The sequence below is a fragment of the Phytoactinopolyspora halophila genome (assembly GCF_003287285.1).
GTDB classification, from domain to species: Bacteria; Actinomycetota; Actinomycetes; order Jiangellales; family Jiangellaceae; genus Phytoactinopolyspora_A; species Phytoactinopolyspora_A halophila.
Genome location: NZ_QMIG01000003.1, coordinates 106958 through 128200, shown reverse-complemented (window position 1 = coordinate 128200; position 21243 = coordinate 106958). Strand labels below are relative to the sequence as shown.

General features: G+C 67.8%; 20 protein-coding genes. 3 read left to right on the top strand and 17 right to left on the bottom strand.

The features are described 5' to 3' along the window. Position 1 precedes the first annotated feature (1 nt). The 6 genes from DPM12_RS05370 to DPM12_RS05345 all read right to left on the bottom strand — a co-directional run bounded on the left by DPM12_RS05370 (position 2) and on the right by DPM12_RS05345 (position 6099). Positions 2–1021, bottom strand: a complete 1020-nt coding sequence (locus DPM12_RS05370; RefSeq protein ID WP_211658483.1) for a carbohydrate ABC transporter permease — start codon at positions 1019–1021, stop codon at positions 2–4. Continuing rightward, on the bottom strand, positions 1008–1901 hold the full coding sequence (locus tag DPM12_RS05365) for a carbohydrate ABC transporter permease (RefSeq protein WP_211658482.1): 894 nt from the start codon (positions 1899–1901) through the stop codon (positions 1008–1010). The genes DPM12_RS05370 and DPM12_RS05365 overlap by 14 nt, the downstream gene beginning before the upstream one ends. Next, a complete protein-coding gene (locus DPM12_RS05360; RefSeq protein WP_112257264.1) occupies positions 1898–3079 on the bottom strand; it encodes an ABC transporter ATP-binding protein in 1182 nt (393 codons plus the stop codon). The genes DPM12_RS05365 and DPM12_RS05360 overlap by 4 nt, the downstream gene beginning before the upstream one ends. Continuing rightward, positions 3066–4463 (bottom strand): glycoside hydrolase family 15 protein, encoded by a 1398-nt coding sequence (locus tag DPM12_RS05355; RefSeq protein WP_112257263.1) that lies wholly within the window; start codon positions 4461–4463, stop codon positions 3066–3068. Before DPM12_RS05355 ends, DPM12_RS05360 begins: the two co-directional genes overlap by 14 nt. Continuing rightward, entirely contained in the window at positions 4460–5179 is a 720-nt protein-coding gene (locus DPM12_RS05350) for a GntR family transcriptional regulator (protein WP_158542760.1), read from the bottom strand. Before DPM12_RS05350 ends, DPM12_RS05355 begins: the two co-directional genes overlap by 4 nt. A 212-nt stretch (positions 5180–5391) precedes the next feature. Beyond that, entirely contained in the window at positions 5392–6099 is a 708-nt protein-coding gene (locus DPM12_RS05345) for an HAD family hydrolase (protein WP_112257261.1), read from the bottom strand. A gap of 100 nt (positions 6100–6199) precedes the next feature. On the opposite strand from DPM12_RS05345, the gene DPM12_RS05340 reads away from it, so the two are divergent. After that, positions 6200–7051, top strand: a complete 852-nt coding sequence (locus DPM12_RS05340) for a PAC2 family protein (RefSeq protein ID WP_112257260.1) — start codon at positions 6200–6202, stop codon at positions 7049–7051. A gap of 56 nt (positions 7052–7107) precedes the next feature. Here the strand turns inward: DPM12_RS05340 and DPM12_RS05335 are convergent, their stop codons facing one another. From DPM12_RS05335 to pgsA, 4 genes are read right to left on the bottom strand one after another with little or no spacing between them, the layout of a single operon-like run. Then, on the bottom strand, positions 7108–7647 hold the full coding sequence (locus DPM12_RS05335) for a hypothetical protein (RefSeq protein ID WP_211658479.1): 540 nt from the start codon (positions 7645–7647) through the stop codon (positions 7108–7110). Next, positions 7644–8804 carry a glycosyltransferase family 4 protein gene (locus DPM12_RS05330; protein WP_112257259.1) on the bottom strand — a complete coding sequence of 387 codons (1161 nt, stop codon included), beginning with the start codon at positions 8802–8804 and terminating at the stop codon, positions 7644–7646. Before DPM12_RS05330 ends, DPM12_RS05335 begins: the two co-directional genes overlap by 4 nt. Further along, positions 8801–9754 (bottom strand): phosphatidylinositol mannoside acyltransferase, encoded by a 954-nt coding sequence (locus DPM12_RS05325; RefSeq protein ID WP_112257258.1) that lies wholly within the window; start codon positions 9752–9754, stop codon positions 8801–8803. The genes DPM12_RS05330 and DPM12_RS05325 overlap by 4 nt, the downstream gene beginning before the upstream one ends. Continuing rightward, the gene (gene pgsA, locus DPM12_RS05320) at positions 9751–10362 is read right to left on the bottom strand and encodes a phosphatidylinositol phosphate synthase (protein WP_112257257.1); all 612 of its coding nucleotides are present in this window, start codon (positions 10360–10362) and stop codon (positions 9751–9753) included. The genes DPM12_RS05325 and pgsA overlap by 4 nt, the downstream gene beginning before the upstream one ends. A 142-nt stretch (positions 10363–10504) precedes the next feature. Here pgsA and DPM12_RS05315 point away from each other — a divergent pair, with 142 nt between their 5' ends. Next, complete coding sequence (locus DPM12_RS05315; RefSeq protein ID WP_112257256.1) at positions 10505–12670, top strand: elongation factor G-like protein EF-G2; 2166 nt, start codon at positions 10505–10507, stop codon at positions 12668–12670. A 44-nt stretch (positions 12671–12714) separates the two neighbouring features. Here DPM12_RS05315 and DPM12_RS05310 read toward each other — a convergent pair whose 3' ends face one another. After that, a complete protein-coding gene (locus DPM12_RS05310; RefSeq protein WP_112257255.1) occupies positions 12715–13965 on the bottom strand; it encodes a M24 family metallopeptidase in 1251 nt (416 codons plus the stop codon). Then, on the bottom strand, positions 13962–14939 hold the full coding sequence (locus tag DPM12_RS05305) for an NAD(P)-dependent oxidoreductase (RefSeq protein ID WP_112257254.1): 978 nt from the start codon (positions 14937–14939) through the stop codon (positions 13962–13964). The genes DPM12_RS05310 and DPM12_RS05305 overlap by 4 nt, the downstream gene beginning before the upstream one ends. 221 nt (positions 14940–15160) lie before the next feature. Here DPM12_RS05305 and DPM12_RS05300 point away from each other — a divergent pair, with 221 nt between their 5' ends. Next, entirely contained in the window at positions 15161–16186 is a 1026-nt protein-coding gene (locus DPM12_RS05300; protein WP_112257253.1) for a LacI family DNA-binding transcriptional regulator, read from the top strand. Positions 16187–16268: 82 nt separating this feature from the next. Here DPM12_RS05300 and DPM12_RS05295 read toward each other — a convergent pair whose 3' ends face one another. From DPM12_RS05295 to DPM12_RS05275, 5 genes are read right to left on the bottom strand one after another with little or no spacing between them, the layout of a single operon-like run. Continuing rightward, a complete protein-coding gene (locus DPM12_RS05295) occupies positions 16269–17012 on the bottom strand; it encodes an ABC transporter ATP-binding protein (RefSeq protein WP_211658477.1) in 744 nt (247 codons plus the stop codon). Further along, positions 17002–17748 carry an ABC transporter ATP-binding protein gene (locus tag DPM12_RS05290; RefSeq protein WP_112257251.1) on the bottom strand — a complete coding sequence of 249 codons (747 nt, stop codon included), beginning with the start codon at positions 17746–17748 and terminating at the stop codon, positions 17002–17004. The genes DPM12_RS05295 and DPM12_RS05290 overlap by 11 nt, the downstream gene beginning before the upstream one ends. Beyond that, positions 17745–18842 (bottom strand): branched-chain amino acid ABC transporter permease, encoded by a 1098-nt coding sequence (locus tag DPM12_RS05285; RefSeq protein ID WP_211658475.1) that lies wholly within the window; start codon positions 18840–18842, stop codon positions 17745–17747. Before DPM12_RS05285 ends, DPM12_RS05290 begins: the two co-directional genes overlap by 4 nt. After that, positions 18826–19710 (bottom strand): branched-chain amino acid ABC transporter permease, encoded by an 885-nt coding sequence (locus tag DPM12_RS05280; RefSeq protein WP_112257250.1) that lies wholly within the window; start codon positions 19708–19710, stop codon positions 18826–18828. Before DPM12_RS05280 ends, DPM12_RS05285 begins: the two co-directional genes overlap by 17 nt. A gap of 10 nt (positions 19711–19720) precedes the next feature. Next, complete coding sequence (locus DPM12_RS05275) at positions 19721–20953, bottom strand: amino acid ABC transporter substrate-binding protein (RefSeq protein ID WP_112257249.1); 1233 nt, start codon at positions 20951–20953, stop codon at positions 19721–19723. Positions 20954–21243 lie beyond the last annotated feature (290 nt).

Genomic DNA, 21243 nt, shown 5'->3' with positions numbered 1-21243 from the left:
GTTAACGTTTCAACCCGGACAGCGCCACACCCTGGATGAAGTAGCGCTGACCGATGAGGAAGACGGTGATGATGGGAACGAGGGCGACGACCGTCGCTGCCATCAGCAAGGCCCATTGCGTCTCGTATTGGCCCTGGAAGGTGGCCAGCCCGAGGGTGACGGTGAATTTCTCGCGTGAGGTGAGAAAGATCAGCGGCGCGATCAGGGAGTTCCAGGTGAACATGAACTTGAAGATGCCCAGCGCCGCCATGGCTGGCAGCGAGAGCGGAACCATCAGCCCGAACAGGATGCGCAGATGCCCGGCGCCGTCCATGCGTGCCGCGTCTTCCAGCTCTTTGGGCACCGTCATGAAGAACTGCCGCAGCAGGAAGATCCCGAACGGCCAGAAGATCGACGGCACGATCAGCGCCTGGAACGTGTCGATCCATCCCAGCCCGCGCATGAGGATGAACTGCGGGATGAGCTCCACATGAACGGGCACCATCATCGTGGCGAGCACGGCGATGAAGATGGTGTTGCGGAACCGGAAGTGAAACCGGGCGAAGGCATATCCGGCCATCGCGCAGACGGTCAGCGAGAACACCGTGTCGGTGATCGTGACGAAGGCCGAGTTGGCCAGGTACCGGGCGAATGGCGCGATGGTCAACGCGTCCGGGTAGTTCTCCGGCCGGGCCGGATCGGGGAGCCACTCGGGTGGGAACTGGAAGACGTCGCTTTCCACCTTCAGCGACGTGGAGAACATCCAGAGGAACGGGACGACCATCATCGCCGCACCGAAGATCAGTGTGGCGTAGTACAGCGGTTTGCCCATCCATCCGAGATGCCGCTGCATGTGCGAGACCCGCGCCTGTGGCGGTGGTTCCATCCCCGCGACGCGTTCGGCACCGCTGGCGTGGTGCACGCCGTCGGCGGCAACGCGCAAGGGCTGCACGAGATGCCGCTGGGAGCCAGCGCCCTGCGGGGCGTGCGGAGAGGGTTCGTGGGCCGGCGTGTCGCCGGTGGAGGTCTCAGTAGACGACACGGCGCTCTCCGATCTTCCACTGGACGATGGTGATCACCAGGATGATCGTGAACAGGACGAGGGCGATGGCCGACGCGTAGCCGGTCCGGAAGTACTCGAAGCCCTGCAAGTACAGGTAGTAGACGAGCGTGAGGGTGCTGTCGCGCGGCCCGCCCTCGGTCATCACGTACATGTATTCGAAGGCCTGGAACGTGTTGATCATCGCCATGATGCTGACGAAGAAGGTCACGGGCGAGATCATCGGAAAGGTCACGCCCCAGAAGCGCTGCCACGGCCCGGCACCGTCGAGACGGGCCGCCTCGACGAGGTGACGCGGCACGCCCTGCAAGGCCGCCAGAAAGATGATCATGTAGAAGCCGATCTCCCGCCACACCGTCACGACGATGAGCGCCGGCATCGCCCACGTCTGCGATCCCAGCCAGTTGATCGGCTCGATGCCCAGGAACCCGAGACCGGCGTTGACCAGCCCATACTGGGCGTTGAACATCCAGCGCCACATGATGCCGACGGCCACCATGGACGAGACCACCGGCAGGAAGTAGACCGTCCGGAAGATCTTGATGCCCCGGATGCCCCGGTTGAGGATCAGCGCCAGTGCCAGGGACACGCCGACGATGCCCGGCACCGCACCTCCGACGTAGTAGATCGTGTTCCACAGCGCCTGCCAGAACGTGGGATCACCGACCAGTTCCTCGAAGTTGGACAGGCCCACGAACTCGGGTGGTGCGATCAGGTTCCACTCGGTGAACGACAGCGCGAACGATGCGATGGCCGGCATGATGCGGAAGACGAGCACGCCGGCGAGCGGGATGGCGAGCAGCCCGATTGCCACGAGCGTGCGGCGCCTGCCCCACCGCATGGAGGCCAGCCGCGCCTTCATACCGCTCCGAGCGCCGGACGGTCGAGGGCGGAGTCCAGCCGGATCCCGGACTCCAGGTCAAAGTAATGGGCCGCATCGGAGTTCGCGCGCAATGTGATGCGCGCGCCCGGGTCGAAGCTCATGGACGACGGGACCTTCGCGGTGAACCGTTGCGTCCCGGTGATGATGTGCAGGTAGGACTCGCCGCCCAGCAGCTCGACGACGTCGACCGTACCCTGGATGATCACGTCTCCGGTTGCCGCGTCATCGGGCTGCTGGCCAGCCGTGTCGCTCGCGACCACCTCCAGCTGCTCGGGTCGCACCCCGAGAGCCACGGTCCGCTCGGTGCGCCCCCGATGAACCTGGTCGAGCCCCGCCTCCACGGCCGGCGGTACCGGCGCCCACACGCCGTCCGCACGTACGTGCGATACACCGCCGTCCGAGATCAGCTCGGCCTCGACGAGGTTCATCGGGGGTGCGCCGAGGAATCCGGCGACGAACAGGTTGGCCGGGCGCTCGTAGACGTCGCGCGGTGGACCGACCTGTTGCAGGACGCCGTGGTCGAGTACCGCGATCCGGTGGCCCATCGTCATGGCCTCGACCTGATCGTGCGTGACGAACACGGTGGTGGTCTGCACCTCGCGATGCAACCTGATGAGCTCGGCCCGCATCTGCACCCGCAGCTTCGCGTCCAGGTTGGACAGCGGCTCGTCCATGAGGAAGACCGTGGGCTGGCGGATGATCGCCCGACCCAGCGCGACCCGCTGCGCCTGCCCACCGGACAGCTGGCCGGGCCGGCGATCGAGGAGCTCCTGGATGTCCAGCATCTCGGCGACCGCATCGACCCGCGCGGCGATCTCCTGCTTGGGCATGCGCCGCAACCGCAACGCGTACGCCAGGTTGCCGCGGACCGTGCGATGCGGGTAGAGCGCATAGCTTTGAAAGACCATGGCGACGTCGCGCTGGGCGGCGTCGACGTCGTTGACCACCTGGCCACCGAGCTCCAGCGTGCCGCCGCTGATGTCTTCGAGCCCGGCGGTCATCCGCAGCAGCGTCGACTTGCCGCACCCGGACGGCCCGACGAGGACGAGGAATTCGCCGTCGGCCACGTCGAGGTCGATCTCCTTGACGGCATGGACATCGCCGTACCACTTGGAGACGCCCCGATACCGGACCCCGGCGGATTCACCACGGGTCATACCTCACACCTCCCTCGGTACCGTCTCGCCCGTGCCCGGGCACGGGCAGCGTGGTGCCCTCCAGCACGGCCAGTGCGATCAGCACGGTCGCCCCGGTCAAGCCGAGCGGGGCGACCGCGGCCGGCCGTCCTGCCTCGGTGACCTTCTCGGGCAGCGAGCCCAGCCCGGTGCGCCGGACATCGAGCCAGCTCAGCAGCCGATGCGCCAGGGCCGTGTCGCCAAGCCCGGCCGCCGCGAGCGCGTGCAGCGAGACCTGCGGCGTCCACGCCGTCATCAGATCCGTCCACTCCTCCCCCGGCCGGACACCTCCGTTGGCGACCGTCGTGGCCTCGACCGCTCGCCGCCAGGCGTCGGCGACGCCGCCCGGATCTCGTCGCGTGAGCGGGGCGAACGGCGGGAGCAGGAACGCGACCGAGGCGTCATACCCGCCGGAGCCGCTGAACCGGCGGCGGTAGCCGTGTGCTCCGAACCCGGTGTGGATGGCGGTGTCGAGCCCGGACGCGGCCCGTGCCGCCCGCGCGGCCAGGTCGGCTCGCGCGGTCCGATGACGACCCGCCGTGTCGGCGGCATCCCCGGCATCTGGACTGGCGCCGGCGTCGAGCAGCAGGTCGTGTGCACAGCGCAGCCCCAGGAGCAGCGGCGCCGCCGTGCCGAGCGTGACCTCGTCGACGTCCATCTCCCAGTAGTCTTGCGACGCCGTGGGCAGGTGGGTTGCCGGGTCGAGCGCGTCTAGCGCCGCCCGGGTGGCGGCCTCGGCCATCTCCCCCAGATCCCCCAGCTCGTCCCCGGTGGTGCGCTGCCAGAACCAGGTGGCCCACAGGGTCCAGCCGATGCCGTCGAGCTGCCGGCCACGCCCGTCCGGCACGTCACCGGAGCCGTCGGGCAGGTAGCGTGCCTGCCAGCCGCCGTCGTCCTCCTGCATCCGGGCCACGTAGTCCAGCAGCCGCCGGGCTTCCCGCGTCCGGCCGGTCAGGCTGAGAGCGACCGCCATGAAGCCGGTGTCGCGCGGCCAGACGAAGCGCCAGTACGGGCTGCCCGCGGCGACGGCCGCGCCGTTGGGAAAGGTCAGCACCTCGATGTCGGCCAGCGCGGTGCGCGCCATGTCCGAGTACGGCCCGTCGACACCGGGAATCGCGGCGCCCTCCAGCCGCGCGGTCCAGGCGTCCACCTCCTCCGGAGCTGGCTCGTGGGCACCGGGCAGGCTGCCGGCGACCGGATCGAGATATCCCGTGCCGGGAACGCGGGCCAGCCCCGAATGCGGCGGCACCACCAGCGGCTCGCCGTCCTTGCCCACCACGACGCCGTCCGAGTACAGGCGGGTCTCCGGAGCCCAGGCGGTGCCCCGCGTGCCGAGGACGGCGGGCTCGTGGCCGGGCTCGCTCATGAGGTCTCCGGAGGGGTGTGGGCGGCAGGACTCTCGGGTGGGGCGTAGGCGACGGTGCTGAAGTCGTAGCGGTCGCCGCGGTAGAGCGAGCGGCCGTGCTCGACCTTGCGGCCGTGCTGGTCGTACCCGCTCTGCACGACGTACAGCCCGGCCGCGCGGTCCGGCACGCCGAACAGCTCCGCGGTCTGCGCGTCGATGTTCATCGCGTTGATCCGGCGCTCGTGCCGGGAGATACGCACGCCGTACTCGCGGGCCAGCAGGCTGTACAGGGATCCTTCGAGGTCATGCTCGAGCAGGCCGGGAAAGTACCGCTCGGGAAGCCGGACGCGCTCGATGGACAGCGGGACGTCGTCGGCGAGGCGGAGCCTGGTGATCTCGTAGAACCGCGATCCGGGTTCGATCGAGAGGTCGTGCGCGACGACGAAATCGGCGCTGTCGACGTGGCTCTCCATGAGTTTCGAGCCGGGTGTCCATCCGCGCTCGCGGATCTCTTCGGAGAACGACCTGAGCACGGGTGCGGTGGACACGTGGGGCGCGGCGACGAAGGTGCCGACGCCCGGCGCGGACCGCAGCACACCCTCGTCTTCCAGGAGCTTCAGGGCGGCGCGCACGGTCACGCGGGAGACCCCGAACAGTTCGGCGAGGTTCCGCTCGGACGGGAGGACGTCGGCCGGTTGCAGCGTGGCGACGAACTGCTTGACCAGCAGGTCGCGCACCTGTCGAGGCTTGACCGAAGGCCTGGCCAACGTGTCCCTCCGAAATCCGCCCGGATCGTTGCCGTACCAGTGGTTCCCTCAAAGTGGGCTGTGTAGGGGGATCCTAGCGGTCATCGTCGACGTTAGCTAGACCGTCGGTCTGAAAATGTGAGGCGACGTACGGAGCGGCGTCGCAGTCCGGGGCCGCACGCGACGGCGTGCTGGTGACGGCGCTACCGAGCGGAATTCGCCCCGTGCCCCGGACCGCCGGTGACGGTCGCCCACAGGTCTGCCGCGCGCAGCCCGGCGAGCGAGTCGATCACCACCATGCCCTGCTGGTCCGGCACCTCCACGGTGTTCGGCACGGCCAGCACGGGCATACCGGCAGCGAGACCGGCAACGGCTCCCGTGGGTGAATCCTCGATGACGACACACGTGCCATGCCGTTCCGGTTCGATACCGAGCGTCTCCGCGGCGGTCCGGTAGGGCTCGGGGTGTGGCTTTCCGTTGGCGACCATGTCGCCGGTGACGACGGCCTCGAAGGTGCCCGGCGGCAGCTGCGCGACGACGGCTTCGGCCAGCACCTGGTACGACATGGTGACCAGCGCACACGGTATGCCCGCGGCTCCGAGCTCGGTGAGCAGCTCGCGAGCGCCCGGGCGCCACTCGACGCCCGCCTTCACTCCGTCGAGCACCTCGCCCAGCAGGTACTCGGCCACCTGGGCGCTGCTCATCGGCAGGTCGCCGCGCCGGCGGATGTAATCACCGGCCACGAGCAGGTCACTGCCGACGAGCGCCAAGCTGTCGGCATCGGTCCACGCACCACCATGCCTTTCGACCAGCGCTTTCTCGGCGGCGATCCACAGTGGCTCGGTATCGACGATCGTGCCGTCCATGTCCCACAGGACGGCGGCGGGGTATGGCGATGTCACGCGATCCATAGTCGCATGCACGCCATCACCGGCCGCTGACCCGTAGTGTGGACGCTGCACACCTTAGGCTGGGTGCAAAGAGCAATACCCGAGGCAGGGAAGGACCAGCGTGATTGAACTCGAAAGCGTTCCGCAGCTGCGCGAGCCGGTGCTGATCGCGGCGTTCGAGGGCTGGAACGATGCCGGTGAGTCGGCGACTGCCGCTGTCGAGCACTTGGAGCAGACGTGGCACGCTGCCCCGCTGGCTTCCCTCGACCCGGAAGAGTACTACGACTTCCAGGTCAACCGTCCGCAAGTGGGATTCGACACGGAAGGTAACCGGTTCCTGCGCTGGCCCACCACCCGCATGTCACTGACCCAGGAGAACGATCTCGGCCGGGACGTCGTGCTCTTGCGCGGGATCGAGCCGAACCTGCGCTGGCGCGGGTTTTGCTCGGAGCTGCTGGGGGTGGCGGCCGAGCTGGGTATCGACCAGATCGTGACCTTCGGAGCGTTATTGGCCGACGTCCCCCATACGCGCCCGGTTCCGGTGACCGCGTCGTCCAGCGAGCCAGCCGCGTCGAACCGGGTGCTCAACGTGGAGCAGTCCCGTTACGAGGGCCCCACCGGCATCGTCGGCGTCTTCCAGGATGCGGCCGTCAAGGCCGGTTTCGACGCCGTCTCGCTCTGGGCGGCCGTGCCGCACTACGTCGGGCAATCGCCCTGCCCCAAGGCCACGGTGGTGCTGCTACGCCGCCTCGAAGACCTGCTGGAGATGTCCATCCCGCTCGGTGACCTGCCCGATCAGGCCGAGGCCTGGCAGCACGGCGTGGAGGAGCTCACCCGGGAGGACTCGGACATCGCCGAATACGTGCAGCGGCTGGAAGAGGCCTCGGACACGATCGAGCTTCCCGAGGCATCCGGCGAGCACATCGCCCGCGAGTTCGAGCGTTACCTGCGCCATCGGGGCAACGACACGTAGCAGTCCGGGCCGTCCGGGCCGTCCGGGCCATGCTGCATGGCGCATGCCAGCCGTGCTCAGCCACTCAGACCGCGTGGCACGGTGTCGTCGAACTCGACGGTCTCCGGCAACGGCGCGTGTCCGGCCAGGCGCAGCCACCGGACTAGCGCCTTGCGGCGCAACCGCTGGACACCACGCACCATCTCGTTGTGAAAGCGACGGGCATGCGCGACGCGCCGGCAAGCCATGCCGAGCTCGTCGAGCGCCGCATCCAGATCCTGCACCTCGTCACGCAGCGCGGCCAGATCCTCGGGCGCATCCAGGCCCGCGCACAGGACGGCGGTCAGGTCGCTTTCGGCCTGGTAGCGGTGCTCGGCCCCGACCACCCGGGCGCGGGAGGCGGCGTCGGCCATCACCACCGAGGTCGCCGGGTCGAGCAACCCGGCGGTGGCGAGCTCCAGTGCCGAGGCCGAGCGGCGCAGGAGCTCGGCCTCAAGTACGGCCTGCGACGCGTCTACCCGCGCGTGCAGGCGGTCCAGCCGCCCTGCTGTCCACGACAAGTAGACACCCAGGAGCAGCAATACGAACGCGATGATGCCCAGATAGACCCACGTCACGAGTGCCGTCCCTCACGACCGGGCATGCGGAACCGGCGTCCGCTGGAGGCCGGCGAGCCCACTGCCATGACCATCTCGTACACGGCGAGTACCTCGTCGGTGAGTACCGACCAGTCGTATCGTCGCACGGCCACCGAGGCCGCCTGGCGGTATCGTTCCCGCCGCTCGGAATCCGACAGCAACCCATACGCCTCCTCGGCCAGGGCCGACGCGTCGCCCACCGGCACGAGCGCGCCCAGCCGGCCGTCGTCGAGCACCGCCCGGAACGCGGTCAGGCCGCTGGCCAGGACGGGCGTGCCAGCCGCCATCGCCTCCACGAGGACGATGCCGAAGGACTCCCCACCGATGTGCGGGGCGACGTAAAGGTCGCTGCTGGCCAGCATGGCCGCCTTGTCGTCGTCGCTGACACTGCCGAGGAAGGTCACCGCGTCGCGGTGCTCGGCCGGGATGGCGCGGCGTGCCTCGTCGACATCGCCGGGGCCGGCGACGAGCAGGCGCGCGCCCGGCACCCGCGTGTGGATCTCCGGCCACGCTTCGAGCAGGACAGGCAGGCCCTTGCGCGGCTCGTCGACCCGGCCCAGGAAGCACAGCGTGCTGTCCTCCCCCTGCCACTCTGGTCGGGGCGGCACGTCGAACCGGTCGACGTAGATGCCGTTGGGGATGAGCACGGCGTCTCCGCCGAGATGCTCGACGAGGGTGCGCCGGGCTTCCTCCGAGACCGCGATCCGGGCGCTGACCTTTTCGAACGCGGACTGCAGTATCCCGTGCGCGGCACTCATCGCCCGCGAGCGGCTGGTCGCCTGGTGGAACGTCGCGACCACGGGAGCATCCGTCCACCAGGTGGCGAGCAGGCCCAGACTCAGGGTGGTCGGCTCGTGAATGTGCACGACGTCGAACTTGCCCTCGGAGAGCCAGCGGCGTACCCGTGCCGCCGCACGCGGGCCGAACAGGATCCGGGCCACCGATCCGTTGTACGGCACCGGAACCGGCCGCCCGGCCTTGACCACGTATGAGGGTGCTTCGTCCTCCTCGCCGCCGGGTGCGAGCACCGACACGGTGTGCCCGCGCGCCATCAGCTCCTCGCTGAAGTCGCGGACGTGGAACTGGACGCCACCCGGCACACCCCACGAGTACGGACAGACGATACCGATGTTCACGGCGCGACGAGCTCGTCGGATGGGCGCCCGCGGCGCCCGCTGGTGTCGAGATCGGACAGGAAGAGTCGTTGTGTCATGTGCCAGTCCTCCGGATGCTGGCTGATACCCACTTCGAAGGCGGAGGCAACCTGCTGGGTCATGGTGGCGATACGACCGGGCGAACTCGTACGCTCCGCCGGAATCTCGATCGGGTCGTGAAAGGTCAAGACGATGCCGTGGTCGGGTTCGCGGCCCTCATACGACAGCGTCATCGGAACCAGCGTCGCCCCGGTGCGCAGGGCGAGCATGGCCGGACCCGCCGGCATCCGCGTCTGCTCGCCGAAGAACGTCACCGTGATACCGCGCCGGGACAGGTCCCGCTCGGCCGGCAGGCAGACCAGACCACCGCGCTGCACGTGTGCGGCGAGTTCGGTCATGACGTTCACGTCCTGGCCGCCCACCGGCCAGATCTTCATCCCGAGCCGCTCGCGGTACGCGAGGAACCGCTCGAACAGCTCCTCGGGCTTGAGCCGCTCGGCGACGCTGGCGACCTGGCCGAGGTTCATGCAGGCCCAGGCGCCGGCATGATCCCAGTTGGCCATGTGCGGTAGCGCGACGATCACCCCGCGTCCCTCCTGCAGCGGCTCCGTGATCCGGTCCAGCCGCCGGGTACGGACCCGCTCGCTGAGCCGCTGCTGAGTCCAGCCGTCGATGCGGAAGGCATCACACCAGTACCGCATGTACGATCGCAGCCCCGCACGGCTGAGGGCGCGCAGCTCATCCGCGGTGGCATCGGGAACCACCCGGGCGAGGTTGCGCTCCAGCCGACGCGTCGGCCGGCTGCGTCGCAACCAGGCCAGATCAGCGAGCGAACGGAACAAGGCATAGGCCATGCGCTCGGGCATGGCGTGCACTGCTGACCACCCAGCGCTATATATCAGCAGCCGCGCTCGGTCGGCGAGCCTCTTCATGCCTGCACCGCCTGACGTCGAACGTAGCGCACTCGCTGGACCACGGTCCACGCGCTTGCCCCCATGAGCAGCCAGAGTACGACCTCCAAGACAACGACGGGTAGGCCCAGCAAGCCCACGAGACCTGTTGTGACCAGCAGCGCGACGAGACGATCTGCGCGTTCGGCGATTCCCCCAGACGCCGTGTATCCCAGGCTCTCAGCGCGTGCTCGCGCGTAGGACACGATAGCCCCGAAGGCGAGACACGCGATCAGCAGGGCCGTCATCCGGATGTTGGCTCCCTCGCCCGCGAACCAGAGCGCCAGGGCACCGAAGATCGCGGCATCTCCGACACGGTCGAGTACCGAGTCGAGGAACGCTCCCCACTGGCTGCGCCGGTCGGCGAGCCGCGCCATGATCCCGTCGATGTTGTCGGCGAAGATGAACGCGGTGATCACCAGCGTGCCCCAGAGGAACTCCCCCCGCGGGTAGAAGGCGAACGCGCCCGCGGTAACGCCGAGCGTGCCCGCGATGGTCACGGCGTCGGGACCGATCCTCAGCTTCAGCAGGGCGCGCGCTGCTGGCGTCAGGATGCGCGTCGTGTATACGCGCGTGTATTTGTCGAGCATCAGCGCATTTCGTCTGGTACGGGTCCGGATGAGGCTAGCGCAGACATCGTATCCGGGGGCGCATCGATGTCACTCCCCCTCTTGCGCATCAGGGGCTGGCGCAGCAGAGTGGCAATCACACCACGAGTGAGGGGCAGGCGCCATGGCGGGTCGCAACTCGAAGAACTCAGGCAGCGCGGCAGGTGTCACCAGCGACGAAGCGCGATCGCCCGGCGCGCGCGAGGTCCGCAACGTCGCGCTTGTCGGGCATACCGGTGCAGGAAAGACGACGCTCGTGGAGGCACTGCTTGCCACGAGCGGTGTTGTTTCTCGGCCCGGCCGGGTGGAGGACGGCACGACCATCTGCGATTACGACGAGATCGAAACGCGCCAGCAGCGATCGGTGAACCTCGCGCTGGCCCCGCTGGAGTACGACGGCGTGAAGATCAACGTGATCGACACGCCCGGTTATGCCGATTTCGTGGGCGACCTGCGGGCCGGGTTGCGCGCCGCGGATTGTGCGCTGTTCGTGGTGTCCACCGCGGCACCCCTGGACGGGACCACCCGGCTGCTGTGGACCGAGTGTGCCGCCGTCGGCATGCCGCGGGCCGTCGTCCTGACCAAGCTGGACCACCAGCGAGCCGACTACCCGGGCACGCTCGCCGCCTGCCGGGAGAGCTTCGGCGACAACGTACTGCCCATCTACCTGCCAGATCCCGACACCGGAACCGCGAGCGGCCTGGTGGGCATGCTCAGCCGTCAGCTCTACACCTACTCTGACGGCCGCCGCAGCGAGGGTCAGCTCGACGACGCCGGCCACGCCCGGGTGGAACGGGCGCGCGGCGAGCTGATCGAAGGCATCATCGAGGAGTCCGAGGACGAGACGCTCATGGAGCGCTACCTCGCCGGTGAGGAGATCGATCTCAAGGTTCTCATCGGCGATCTCGAACGAGCCGTCGCCCGCGGGGCGTTTCACCCCGTGCTGCCCGTGTGCGCGCCGACCGCCCTTGGCACGGTCGAGCTGCTGGAGTTGATGAGCGGCGCGTTCCCCTCGCCCGCCGAGCACCCGCTGCCGGAGGTCACCACCGTGGCCGGCAAGACCCGCACCGATCTGAGCTGCGACCCCGACGGCCCGCTCCTGGCCGAGGTCGTCAAATCCACGACGGATCCCTACATCGGGCGGTTGAGCATGGTCCGGGTCTTCTCCGGAACGCTGCGCCCGGACATGTCGGTGCACGTGTCCGGGCACTTCCTCGCCGAACGCGGCCACGAGGAACACGACGAGGACGAGCGGGTCGGCTCGCTGTCGTCACCGCTGGGCAAGACGCAGCGTCCGATCCCGAAGGCGCCGGCAGGCGAGATCGTGACGGTCGGGAAGCTCAGCCGCGCCGAGACGGGCGACACGCTGTCCGATCCGGGCGATCCGCTGCTGATGCGGCCCTGGGACATTCCCGAGCCCATGCTTCCCGTGGCGATCACCCCGCGCACCAAGGCCGACGAGGACAAGCTGTCGCAGGGGCTGAGCCGGGTCGCCGCCGAAGACCCGACATTGCGGGTGGAGAACAATCCCGAAACCCACCAGCTGGTGCTGTGGACCATGGGCGAGGCGCACACCGACGTACTCCTCGACCGGCTGGCCCATCGCTACGGCGTGCACGTCGATCCGATCGAGTTGCGCGTTCCCCTGCGCGAGACGCTCTCCGGTCCCGGAAGTGGACGCGGCAAGCACGTCAAGCAGTCCGGCGGGCATGGCCAGTACGGCATCTGCGAGATCCAGGTCGAGCCGCTACCCCAGGGGTCGGGGTTCGAGTTCGTCGACAAGATCGTTGGCGGAGCCATCCCGCGCCAGTTCATCGGCTCGGTGGAGAAGGGCATCCGCAACCAGATGGAGAAGGGAACCACCTCGGCTGGCTATCCGATGGTGGACATCCGGGTCACGCTGGTGGACGGCAAGGCGCACAGCGTCGACTCGTCCGACATGGCCTTTCAGATGGCCGGAGCCCTGGCCCTGCGCGAGGCCGCGCAGGCGGCGGGCGTGGCGCTGCTCGAACCCTTCGACGAGGTCTCCATCTTGGCCGGCGACGACGACGTCGGCACGGTGATGAGCGACCTGTCGGCGCGGCGAGGGCAGGTGCTCGGGACCGAGGCGATCGGGCAGGGACGCAGCCTGGTACGCGCCGAGGTCCCGCAGACCGAGCTGGTGCGCTACGCCGTCGACCTGCGGGCGATGACCCACGGCACGGCCTCGTTCACCCGCACGTTCTCCCGCTACGCCCCGATGCCGCAGCATCTGGCGGCCAAGGTCCTGGACCACCACCCCTCCCCATGATCATGAACACTAGGGGGTGATTTTCGAGGCCCTAGTGTTCATGATCATGGGAAGTGGGGGTGGGTGACGAGGAGATCCTGCGCGGGAAACAACGTCAAGACCCGCGCTCCGTCCCGTGTCACGACGACCTCCTCCTCGATCCGCGCGGCCGAGAAGCCGTCGCTTGCCGGACAGTACGTTTCCAGGGCGAAGACCATGCCTTCTGCAATCTCCACCGGCTCGGTCATGCTGTTCAGGCGCGAGATGATCGGGCGTTCGTGCAGTCCCAGACCCAGCCCATGGCCGAATTGCAGCCCGAACGCCGCCATCTCGCTCTCGAACCCGAATTGCGTCGCGGCCGGCCACACCGCGGCGATCTCGTCCGTCCCGATCCCGGGTTCCACCTTCTCTATCGACGCGTCCATCCACTCCCGCGCCCGCGCGTACGCGTCTCGCTGGCTGGGAGTCGCCGCGCTGACGCTGAACGTGCGGTAGTAGCACGTCCGGTAGCCATTGAACGAGTGGATGATGTCGAAGAACGCTTGATCGCCAGGCCGGATGATGCGGTCCGAGAAATTGTGCGGATGCGGGTTGCACCGCTCCCCGCTCACCGCGTTGATCGCTTCCACCTGGTCCGATCCGCGCTCGTACAGGCGCTTGTTGGCCAGCGCGACGATCTCGTTCTCCTGAACTCCGGGCTTGAGCGCCTCGACGATTTCTTGATACACGCCGTCCACCATGGATGCCGCCTGGGTCAGCAGCGCGATCTCGTCCCGGGACTTGATCTGGCGCGCGTCGAGCATCAGCTGCTGCGCGTCGACGACGCGCAGTCCTTGCCGCTGCATCTCGAACAGGAACGGGGGTTCGACGAGGTCCACACCGACTGGCTCATCCGCCAGGCCGGCGTCTTCGAGGAGGCCCCTGATCTGGCGCACCGCGTCCTCCATGAGCCCGGCCGAGGGTGCGATCGCCCCACGCAGGCCGAGCATCCCGGCCTGGCAGTTGTCCGGCTCCAACCAGGGCGCGTAGAGCTTGTGATGGCGTGCCGCAGACCCGAAGTCCCAGAGCATGGGTTCGCGTTCCCGTGCCAGCAGGGCGTATCGGGTCATCTTGTCCCCCAGCCCACCACCGATCCAGGTCTGGGTGACGTATCTGATGTTGTAGAAGTCGAACAGCAGGAACGCGCCACACTCGCTGCTCTCCAGCGCCTGGCGGGCTCGCGCGAGGCGGTAGCGTCGCAACCGTTCGAAATCCACCCGCTCCTCGTAGTCGACTCCCATGTGCCCGGGAGCGGGCAGCGGCTCGGCCGATGTCATGATTCGCCCGCCTTTCCGTTCGTGGTCAGGCCGTCGTCGACGTCGACGTGTTCGGGCGTCAGCTCCATGCCGGAGGACGCCGCCTGCTGGTCGAGAAGGACCGCGAAGTCCTCGTCGGTCCGTCCGCGGCCGATGACCGACTGGATGAGCGCGGCCGTGATGGCGGCGAGCGGCATGGGAACGTCCATGTCGCTCGCCGCGCCCAGGCCGAGGTCGAAGTCCTTGCGCAGCAACGGCGGGGTGAACGTGGGCGTGTAGTCGAGGTTGACGAATGCCGGTGACTTGTATCTGGTGAACGTCGAGCCCAGGACGCTGCCGTTGAGGAACTCCAGGAAGGCGTGCCGCGAGACACCGCCCTTCTCCGCCAGGACGGTGACCTCGGCCAGCGACTGGGTGACCACGCCAAGGAAGAGGTTATGCGCGATCTTGACCAGCCGGGACGCCTCGCCGTCACCCACGTAGGTGACCGTGGTGCCGATCTCGCGCAGCAGCGGCTCGACACGCGTGAACGTCTCCTCCGGGCCGGACACCACCAGACCGGCCTGCCCCGCTTCGACCACCTGGGCGTTGCCACTGACCGGCGCCGCCAGGAACGCCACGCCCCGCTCGGCGCACGCTTCGCGGATCGTCTGCGACGACTCCGCCGAGACCGTCGAGCAGTCCACGACAATCCCCGGCACCGCGCCGTCGGTTGCGAGCAAGCCGTTGTCACCGAGCAGCACCTCCTCCAGGTCCGGTGGCCCCGCGACGGTGGTGAACACGACGTCGCGTGTGCGCAGCTCGCTGATGGATGCGCACACGGAAGCACCGTGCGCTTCCAGGGGCCTGGCCTTGGCCGGGGTCCGGTTCCAGACGGCGAGGTCGACGCCCGCGTCGGCTAGCCGCGCGGCCATGGCCGCGCCCATCCGGCCGGTCCCGATCCAGCCCACACTCGTCTGGCTCGGCTCGGTCCGGCCCGGGTTCGGAGAGTTCATGCAAGCTCCTTGTGCAAACGATTGTGTCTAACACTACGAAAGGGTCATATCCACGTCAACCCAAACGACCTGGCTACACGTCGAGCTTGCTCGGATGGGCGGCGCGCCCTATCATGGGGCCGAATCACAATCGTTTGTGCGAATCATCGGGTGACATGTGCCGCATGGCCATGAATCGATACCGCCAGCCCGTCGCCGGCGAGAAAGCGTAGGATGCGACCATGCCGAGGACGACGCTGCGCTCCGTGGCGCAGGCTGCGGGCGTGCATGCGGCAACGGCGTCGCGCGCGCTCAATCCGGAGACCCGACATCTCGTCAACGCCGACACCGCACGGCGCGTGCTCAAGGCCGCCGAACGGCTCGGCTATCAGCCCAATCCCATCGCGCGCAGCTTGAAGACCGCGCGGTCGAACACGATCGGCCTCGTGGTACCCGACCTCACCAACCCCCTCTTCCCCCCGATCGCCCGCGGCATCGAAGAGGTCCTCGAGGAAGCGGGCTACAGCGTCTGGATCGTCAACACCGACCACGATCTCGCGCGCGAGCAGGCGCTGGTCGAATCGCTGCGGTCGCGGCAGGTGGACGGGCTGATCCTGTGCACCGCGCACCTGTCCCATCCGTTGATCGAGAAGATGCGTGACGAGGGCGTCAAGATGGTCTTGGCCAATCGCCGGACCGACGATCCCGGGGTGCCCTCGGTCACGCCGGATGACGCGCACGGAATCGACCTTGCCGTCCGGCACCTGGCTGGCCTGGGACATCGACGCATCGCCCACCTCGCGGGGCCGCAATCCACCTCCACGGCGCTCACGCGTGCGCGCACCTTCCGGCATGTCGTCCGGGATCTGGGCCTCGACGACGACGGTCTGGTCGTCGAGTGTGCCCAGTGGAGCGAGCGGGCCGGCGCCGAGGCCATGAACGCGTTGCTCGATTCCGGGACATCGGTCACGGGAGTGACCGCGGGAAACGATCTCATCGCGCTGGGTTGCTACGACGCCCTGGACGAGCGCGGCCTCAGCTGCCCGGACGACGTGAGCATCGTCGGGTTCAACAACATCCCGCTCCTCGACAAGCTGCACCCGCCGTTGACAACGGTCGCGATCCCGCATCACGAGCTCGGCTCCGAGGCGGCGCGGATGCTTCTCGACTACATCGAGGAGCCGGATCGCCAGCCGAGATCCGTCCTGTTGCCGGTCTCCCTGATCACGCGGCGTTCCACGAGCGCACCTCCGCAGGAGAACGGCTAGCAGGGCGGCGGCCAGCAGGGTGGCGGTCAGCAGGCGGATCGTTGACGATCGCGCACATGTCCATGGGGGCGATCGTCGGCGGTCAGCCAGCCACGTGACCACCGAGATAGAGCTGGGACAGCTCCGGATCGTCGAGCAGTTCCGGCGCCGGTCCGCTCATGTGCACGCGGCCCAGATCCAGCACGCATCCGATGTCAGCGGTCTGGAGGGCACGTCGCGCATTCTGCTCGACCAGCAAGACCGCCGTCCCGGTGTCGCGCATCCGCTCGATCTGCTCGAACACGGTGGCCGTCGCCTTGGGGTCCAATCCCATCGACGGCTCGTCCAGCAGGACGACCTTCGGATCGATCATGAGCGAGCGGGCGAACTCCACTTGCTTCTGCTGACCGCCTGACAGCAGGCCCGCGAGCACGTCCCACTGTTCGCTCACGACCGGGAAGAGGTGCTGGACGAACTGCACCCTCGTGGCCACGGTGGCCCGATCGGGCACCGTGTAGGCACCCAGGCGCACGTTCTCTCCCACCGTCATCTCCGGGAATACGCTGTGGCCTTGCAATACGTGCGCCAATCCCGCGCGCAGCCGTTGCTGCGGGCCGTGCCGGGTCACGTCGTGTCCGTCGAGACGTACCGTGCCCCCGCGAGGATGCAGCATGCCACTGGCCACCTTGAGCACCGTGGACTTGCCGGCGCCGTTCGGTCCCACGAGGCACACGATCGTGGACCGTGGCACCGTGATCGTCAGTCCGCGAAGCACCAGGGCCGCGTGCCCGTACCCCGCTTCGATCCGGTCCAGTTCGAGCAGGTTCGGAGGGGATTCAGACGCCAAGGTATGCCTCCAGCACGCGCGGATCGGCCTGGACCTCTGCCGGGGTGCCCGACGCGATGGGACGGCCCCGGTCGAAGACAACGACATGGTCCGAGAGCGTCATCACCAGCTCCATGTTGTGCTCGACGACGACGAACGTCCGGCCCTCGGCGTTGAGCTCCTGGATGAGAGCGGAGATCCACCTGATCAGGGACGGGTTCACGCCGCCCGCCGGCTCATCGAGAATGACGATCTCGGGTTCGCTCATGAGCACTCCCCCGAGTTCGAGCAGTTTTTGCTGCCCGAACGAGAGATCGCGGGCCTCGACCCCGTGCAGGTGGTCGATCCCCAGACGCTGTAGCCACAACTGCGCGCGCCGCACGGTCGCGTCGTCGTGCGCCTTGCCCAGCAGCGTCCGCACGGACCGGTTGCGGACCGGGACCAGCAGGTTCTCCGTGACGGTCATACGGGGGAAGATCCGGCACGCCTGGAAGCTGCGCCCCAGCCCCAGCCGCACGATCCGATCCGGCGATGCACGCGTGATCTCCTTGCCCCGGAGCGAGACACGGCCCGAATCCGGGCGGATCATCCCGGTGACGCAGTTCAGGAACGTGGTCTTGCCGGACCCGTTCGGCCCGATGATCGCATTGATCTTTCCCGGAACGAACCGGACGGTGGCGTCGTCGACCGCTCGCACGCCACCGAACGATTTCGACAACGATTCGGCTGCCAGGCTCGACGTATCTTCTGTGGTCACGACCTGCTCCCGGGCTCGTCGACGGCGTGTTCCCGTTCCACCTGCTCGGCCAGCTCGCCGGCCGAGACCTCGCGGATCGAACTGGCCCGGGGGCCGAAGCGCTGGAACAGACCCCGGAGCCACGGAATGAGGCCCTCCGGCATGAACAGCACGACCAGCGCCAGCAGCAACCCGGTGGCAACGAGGTGGAATTGGGTATCTCCGAACTCGGATTTGAAGTACTCGACCGACACCCCGACCACCAGGGCCCCCAGCACCGGACCGAACAGCTCGCGTATGCCCCCGAGCAGCGCCATGAGCACCATGTACGCTCCCATGAGGATCGAGAACTGGAAGACCGGATCGAGGTCACCGAACCACAGCGCGTACAGCCCGCCGGCCAGGCCGGTGAAGAACGCGGACAGCACGAAGACCACCAGCTTGCTGGCGTATGTCGGCACGCCCAGCGCCCGCGCCTTGTCCTCGTCCTCGCGGATCGCCTTGAGCCCCATGCCGAACCGGGAACGGTCGATGGCCCACCAGACCAGCAGTGTCAGCGCCAGGGCGGCGGCGTAGAGGTAGAAGAAGATCTGGTGGTGCTGCGTGCGCAGCACGTCGAAGGCTCGCGGCACCATCAATCCGCTGGAGCCGCCGGTGACGCCCGCCCAGCTCTGGAAGACCAGGAGCAAGATCATCACGAACGCGATCGTGACGATCACGAACGAGGCTCCGCGCACCCGCAGGGCGGCGATGCCGACAGGGACGGCGATGACGGCCACCGCCGCCGCGCTGGTGACGAGCGCGAGATACCAGGGCATGTCCAACCGTGTGATCATGATGGCGGTGGCGTACGCCCCCAGGCCCCAGTAGGCGGCGTGGCCGAGCGAGATGTAGCCGGTGAACCCCCCGACGAAATTCCATCCCGTCGCCATCAGGGCGTAATTGAGGATGAACACGCCGGTGGAGAGCAGGTACCCGGTGTCCGTCAGGAACGGGAAGCTCAGCACCAGGATCGCCAGCGCGCCGAGCGTGCCCGTACCGAGAAGCCGTGGGATCGGCCACGGTCTCGAGGCGCCCTGCGCCGACGCGTCCGCGAGGTCAGAATCGTTGGGCAAGGCGGCCTCCGAAGAATCCTTGCGGGCGCACCATCAGCGTGCCGAAGAGCGCGACGTAGAAGACGGTCTGCGCCCACGTCGCTCCCAGCGGTACCTGGAGGAATGCGTGGATGATTCCCAGCGCCATCGCCGCCATGGCCGCGCCCGGGATCGAACCGAGTCCACCGACGACGATGATCGCCATCATCGGGCCGATCCAATGCCAGTGCAGCGAGGGATAGATCGTCGCGTCGAGCGCCAGCGCCGTACCGCCCACCGCCGCGGTGGCGAGCCCGATGCCGAAGCCGTAGCCGGCGACCTTGTCGGTGTCGATGCCGACGAGCTCGGCCGCCTCGCGATGCTGGATGGTGGCTCGCAGGGCCTGACCGAGGGACGTCTTCTTCAGGACGAACCACAGCGATCCGAGCGCGACCACCGCTAGCACGAAGGCGATCAGCTTCACCACGGCGACCTGCGCACCGAAGATCTCGAAATTCGCGGAACTGTAGCCCGTTCTGATCCGCCGCTGCACCCCGGTGAACGTGAACCCGAGCAGCCCTTCGATCACCAGCGCGAGGGCGAACGTGAGGAGCACCGACATCATCGTCATCGTGGCCGGCTTCAACCGGGTGATCAGCAGCCGCCGGATGCCCACACCGAGCACGAAGAACGCCGGAACGGTGACCGCCAGGGACAGGATCGGGTCGAGACCCGTGCGGGTCGTGAAGAACCAGGCCAGGTATCCCGCGAGCACCAGGAAGGCCGCGTGCGCGATCATCACGACGCGCATCACACCGAAGTACAAGGTGAGACCGGCAGCCATGAGCGCGTACAAGCCACCCAGCAGGACGCCCAGGATCAGGCTCTGCAAGAAGAGTCCACCGGACATGAGCTTCTAGTCACCATTCCGGCTTGACGTCAATGAAATCGGCCGTCGCCTGATCTTCCGGCAGGACGATCTCCGGTTCGCCGTCCACGTGCTGCTGGATGAAATGCGCGCTGTCCGGACGCCCGGCTTCGTCCCAGCTGAGCGGGCCAACGACGGTGTCCACCGTGTTCTCGTGCAGCCAGTCGATCAGCTTCTGCTGGCATTCACCCTGCTCGGCGCATCCGACGGCCTCCACCGCTGCTTGCACGACCTGGCCGGTGGTGAAGGCGTTGGCTTCGTCCTCGGATGGGATCCGCCCGTCGTAGCGCTCCGCAATGCGCTCGACGAACTCCGCGTTCGTCGGGTAATCCGCCGCAGCCGAGTATCCCGTCGGCGCGAGAATCCCTTCAACATCGTCGCCGAGTGCCTCCGAGAACTCCGGCAGGGTCGGCGCGGTACTGAAGGCAGCCATCCGGGGCTGGTAGTCGAGCTGCTGCACCGCGACGATCAGGTTGACCGCATCCTGATACTGCGTACCGCCGACCAGCAGATCCGCATCGGCCTCGGCGAGCTGCGCGGCGATCCCGGAGAACTCCGTCGTGTTCGGCGGGTAGACCTCGTCCGCGACGGTCTCAATCCCGGCTTCTTCGAGCTTGTCTTTGAGGCCGTAGGCGGTGCCCTGCGCGAGCGGATCGTCCATGCTGGCGTATGCGACGCTGTCGGGGCGTTCCTCCTCCGGCATCTCCATGATGTAGTCGAAGAGGTAGTTGTAGTGGTCATCCGCGACGGCAGGGGCAGCGTAGAACAGGTTGTCGTACCCCGCCTCGAAGATCTCTTCGGATGCGCCGGCCGGCTCGACGAACAGCATGCCGTATTCATCGACCACGCGGGCCGATGCCAGCACGAGCCGGCTGGAGAACGGGCCGAACACGAGGTCAACCTCGTCCTGGCTGATCAGGGCTTCGTAGTCGGCCACCACCCGATCCGCGTTCGATTGATCGTCGAGAATGTTCAGTTCCACGCGACGGCCGAGCAGGCCGCCCTCCTCGTTCACCATCTCCGCCCAGAGCTCGTACCCGCGCCGGACGCCTTCTCCGGGCTCGGAGAAATCGCCGGTGAGCGGCAACGATATGCCGATCTCGATGGTGTCGTCGCCGCTTTCCGCATCGCCGTCGCCACACGCGGCGAGAGCCAATGCGGCACAGCCCAGTGTCGCGCAGGCAACCGTGGTGCGCCTCGTGCCAACCTGTCGTCGTCGGGACATGAACGCTCCTACATCGTCGTGGAACTGGTTCCGGTCACGGGCAGTTGTGACAATCGTTTGCTGCCGAATGGGTCATAGCTCGAACTCTCTGGGGAATGTGGTGACGACGGCGACCATGCCCAGATGTGCATGTGCGGGGCGCAGTCGGTGATCGCATGAGCAGAACCGCCAACCATCCGACCCTCCTCATGGCCCATCGTGCCACGCAATCGGTTACAATCGATTGCGTTCTCGCCATACGACCAGACGATCCGCCCCCTGTCAACACCCCGAAGACCCCGAGCTCGCCC

What these genes read in the sequence shown, in the direction of transcription:
- DPM12_RS05355 (WP_112257263.1), bottom strand. Translation starts at nt 4,463, where the DNA reads ATGAGCGAGCCCGGCCACGAGCCCGCCGTCCTCGGCACGCGGGGCACC.
- DPM12_RS05310 (WP_112257255.1), bottom strand. Translation starts at nt 13,965, where the DNA reads ATGACATCGGCCGAGCCGCTGCCCGCTCCCGGGCACATGGGAGTCGAC.
- DPM12_RS05360 (WP_112257264.1), bottom strand. Translation starts at nt 3,079, where the DNA reads ATGACCCGTGGTGAATCCGCCGGGGTCCGGTATCGGGGCGTCTCCAAG.
- DPM12_RS05325 (WP_112257258.1), bottom strand. Translation starts at nt 9,754, where the DNA reads ATGAAGAGGCTCGCCGACCGAGCGCGGCTGCTGATATATAGCGCTGGG.
- pgsA (WP_112257257.1), bottom strand. Translation starts at nt 10,362, where the DNA reads ATGCTCGACAAATACACGCGCGTATACACGACGCGCATCCTGACGCCA.
- DPM12_RS05280 (WP_112257250.1), bottom strand. Translation starts at nt 19,710, where the DNA reads ATGTCCGGTGGACTCTTCTTGCAGAGCCTGATCCTGGGCGTCCTGCTG.
- DPM12_RS05300 (WP_112257253.1), top strand. Translation starts at nt 15,161, where the DNA reads ATGCCGAGGACGACGCTGCGCTCCGTGGCGCAGGCTGCGGGCGTGCAT.
- DPM12_RS05345 (WP_112257261.1), bottom strand. Translation starts at nt 6,099, where the DNA reads ATGGATCGCGTGACATCGCCATACCCCGCCGCCGTCCTGTGGGACATG.
- DPM12_RS05315 (WP_112257256.1), top strand. Translation starts at nt 10,505, where the DNA reads ATGGCGGGTCGCAACTCGAAGAACTCAGGCAGCGCGGCAGGTGTCACC.
- DPM12_RS05305 (WP_112257254.1), bottom strand. Translation starts at nt 14,939, where the DNA reads ATGAACTCTCCGAACCCGGGCCGGACCGAGCCGAGCCAGACGAGTGTG.
- DPM12_RS05365 (WP_211658482.1), bottom strand. Translation starts at nt 1,901, where the DNA reads ATGAAGGCGCGGCTGGCCTCCATGCGGTGGGGCAGGCGCCGCACGCTC.
- DPM12_RS05275 (WP_112257249.1), bottom strand. Translation starts at nt 20,953, where the DNA reads ATGTCCCGACGACGACAGGTTGGCACGAGGCGCACCACGGTTGCCTGC.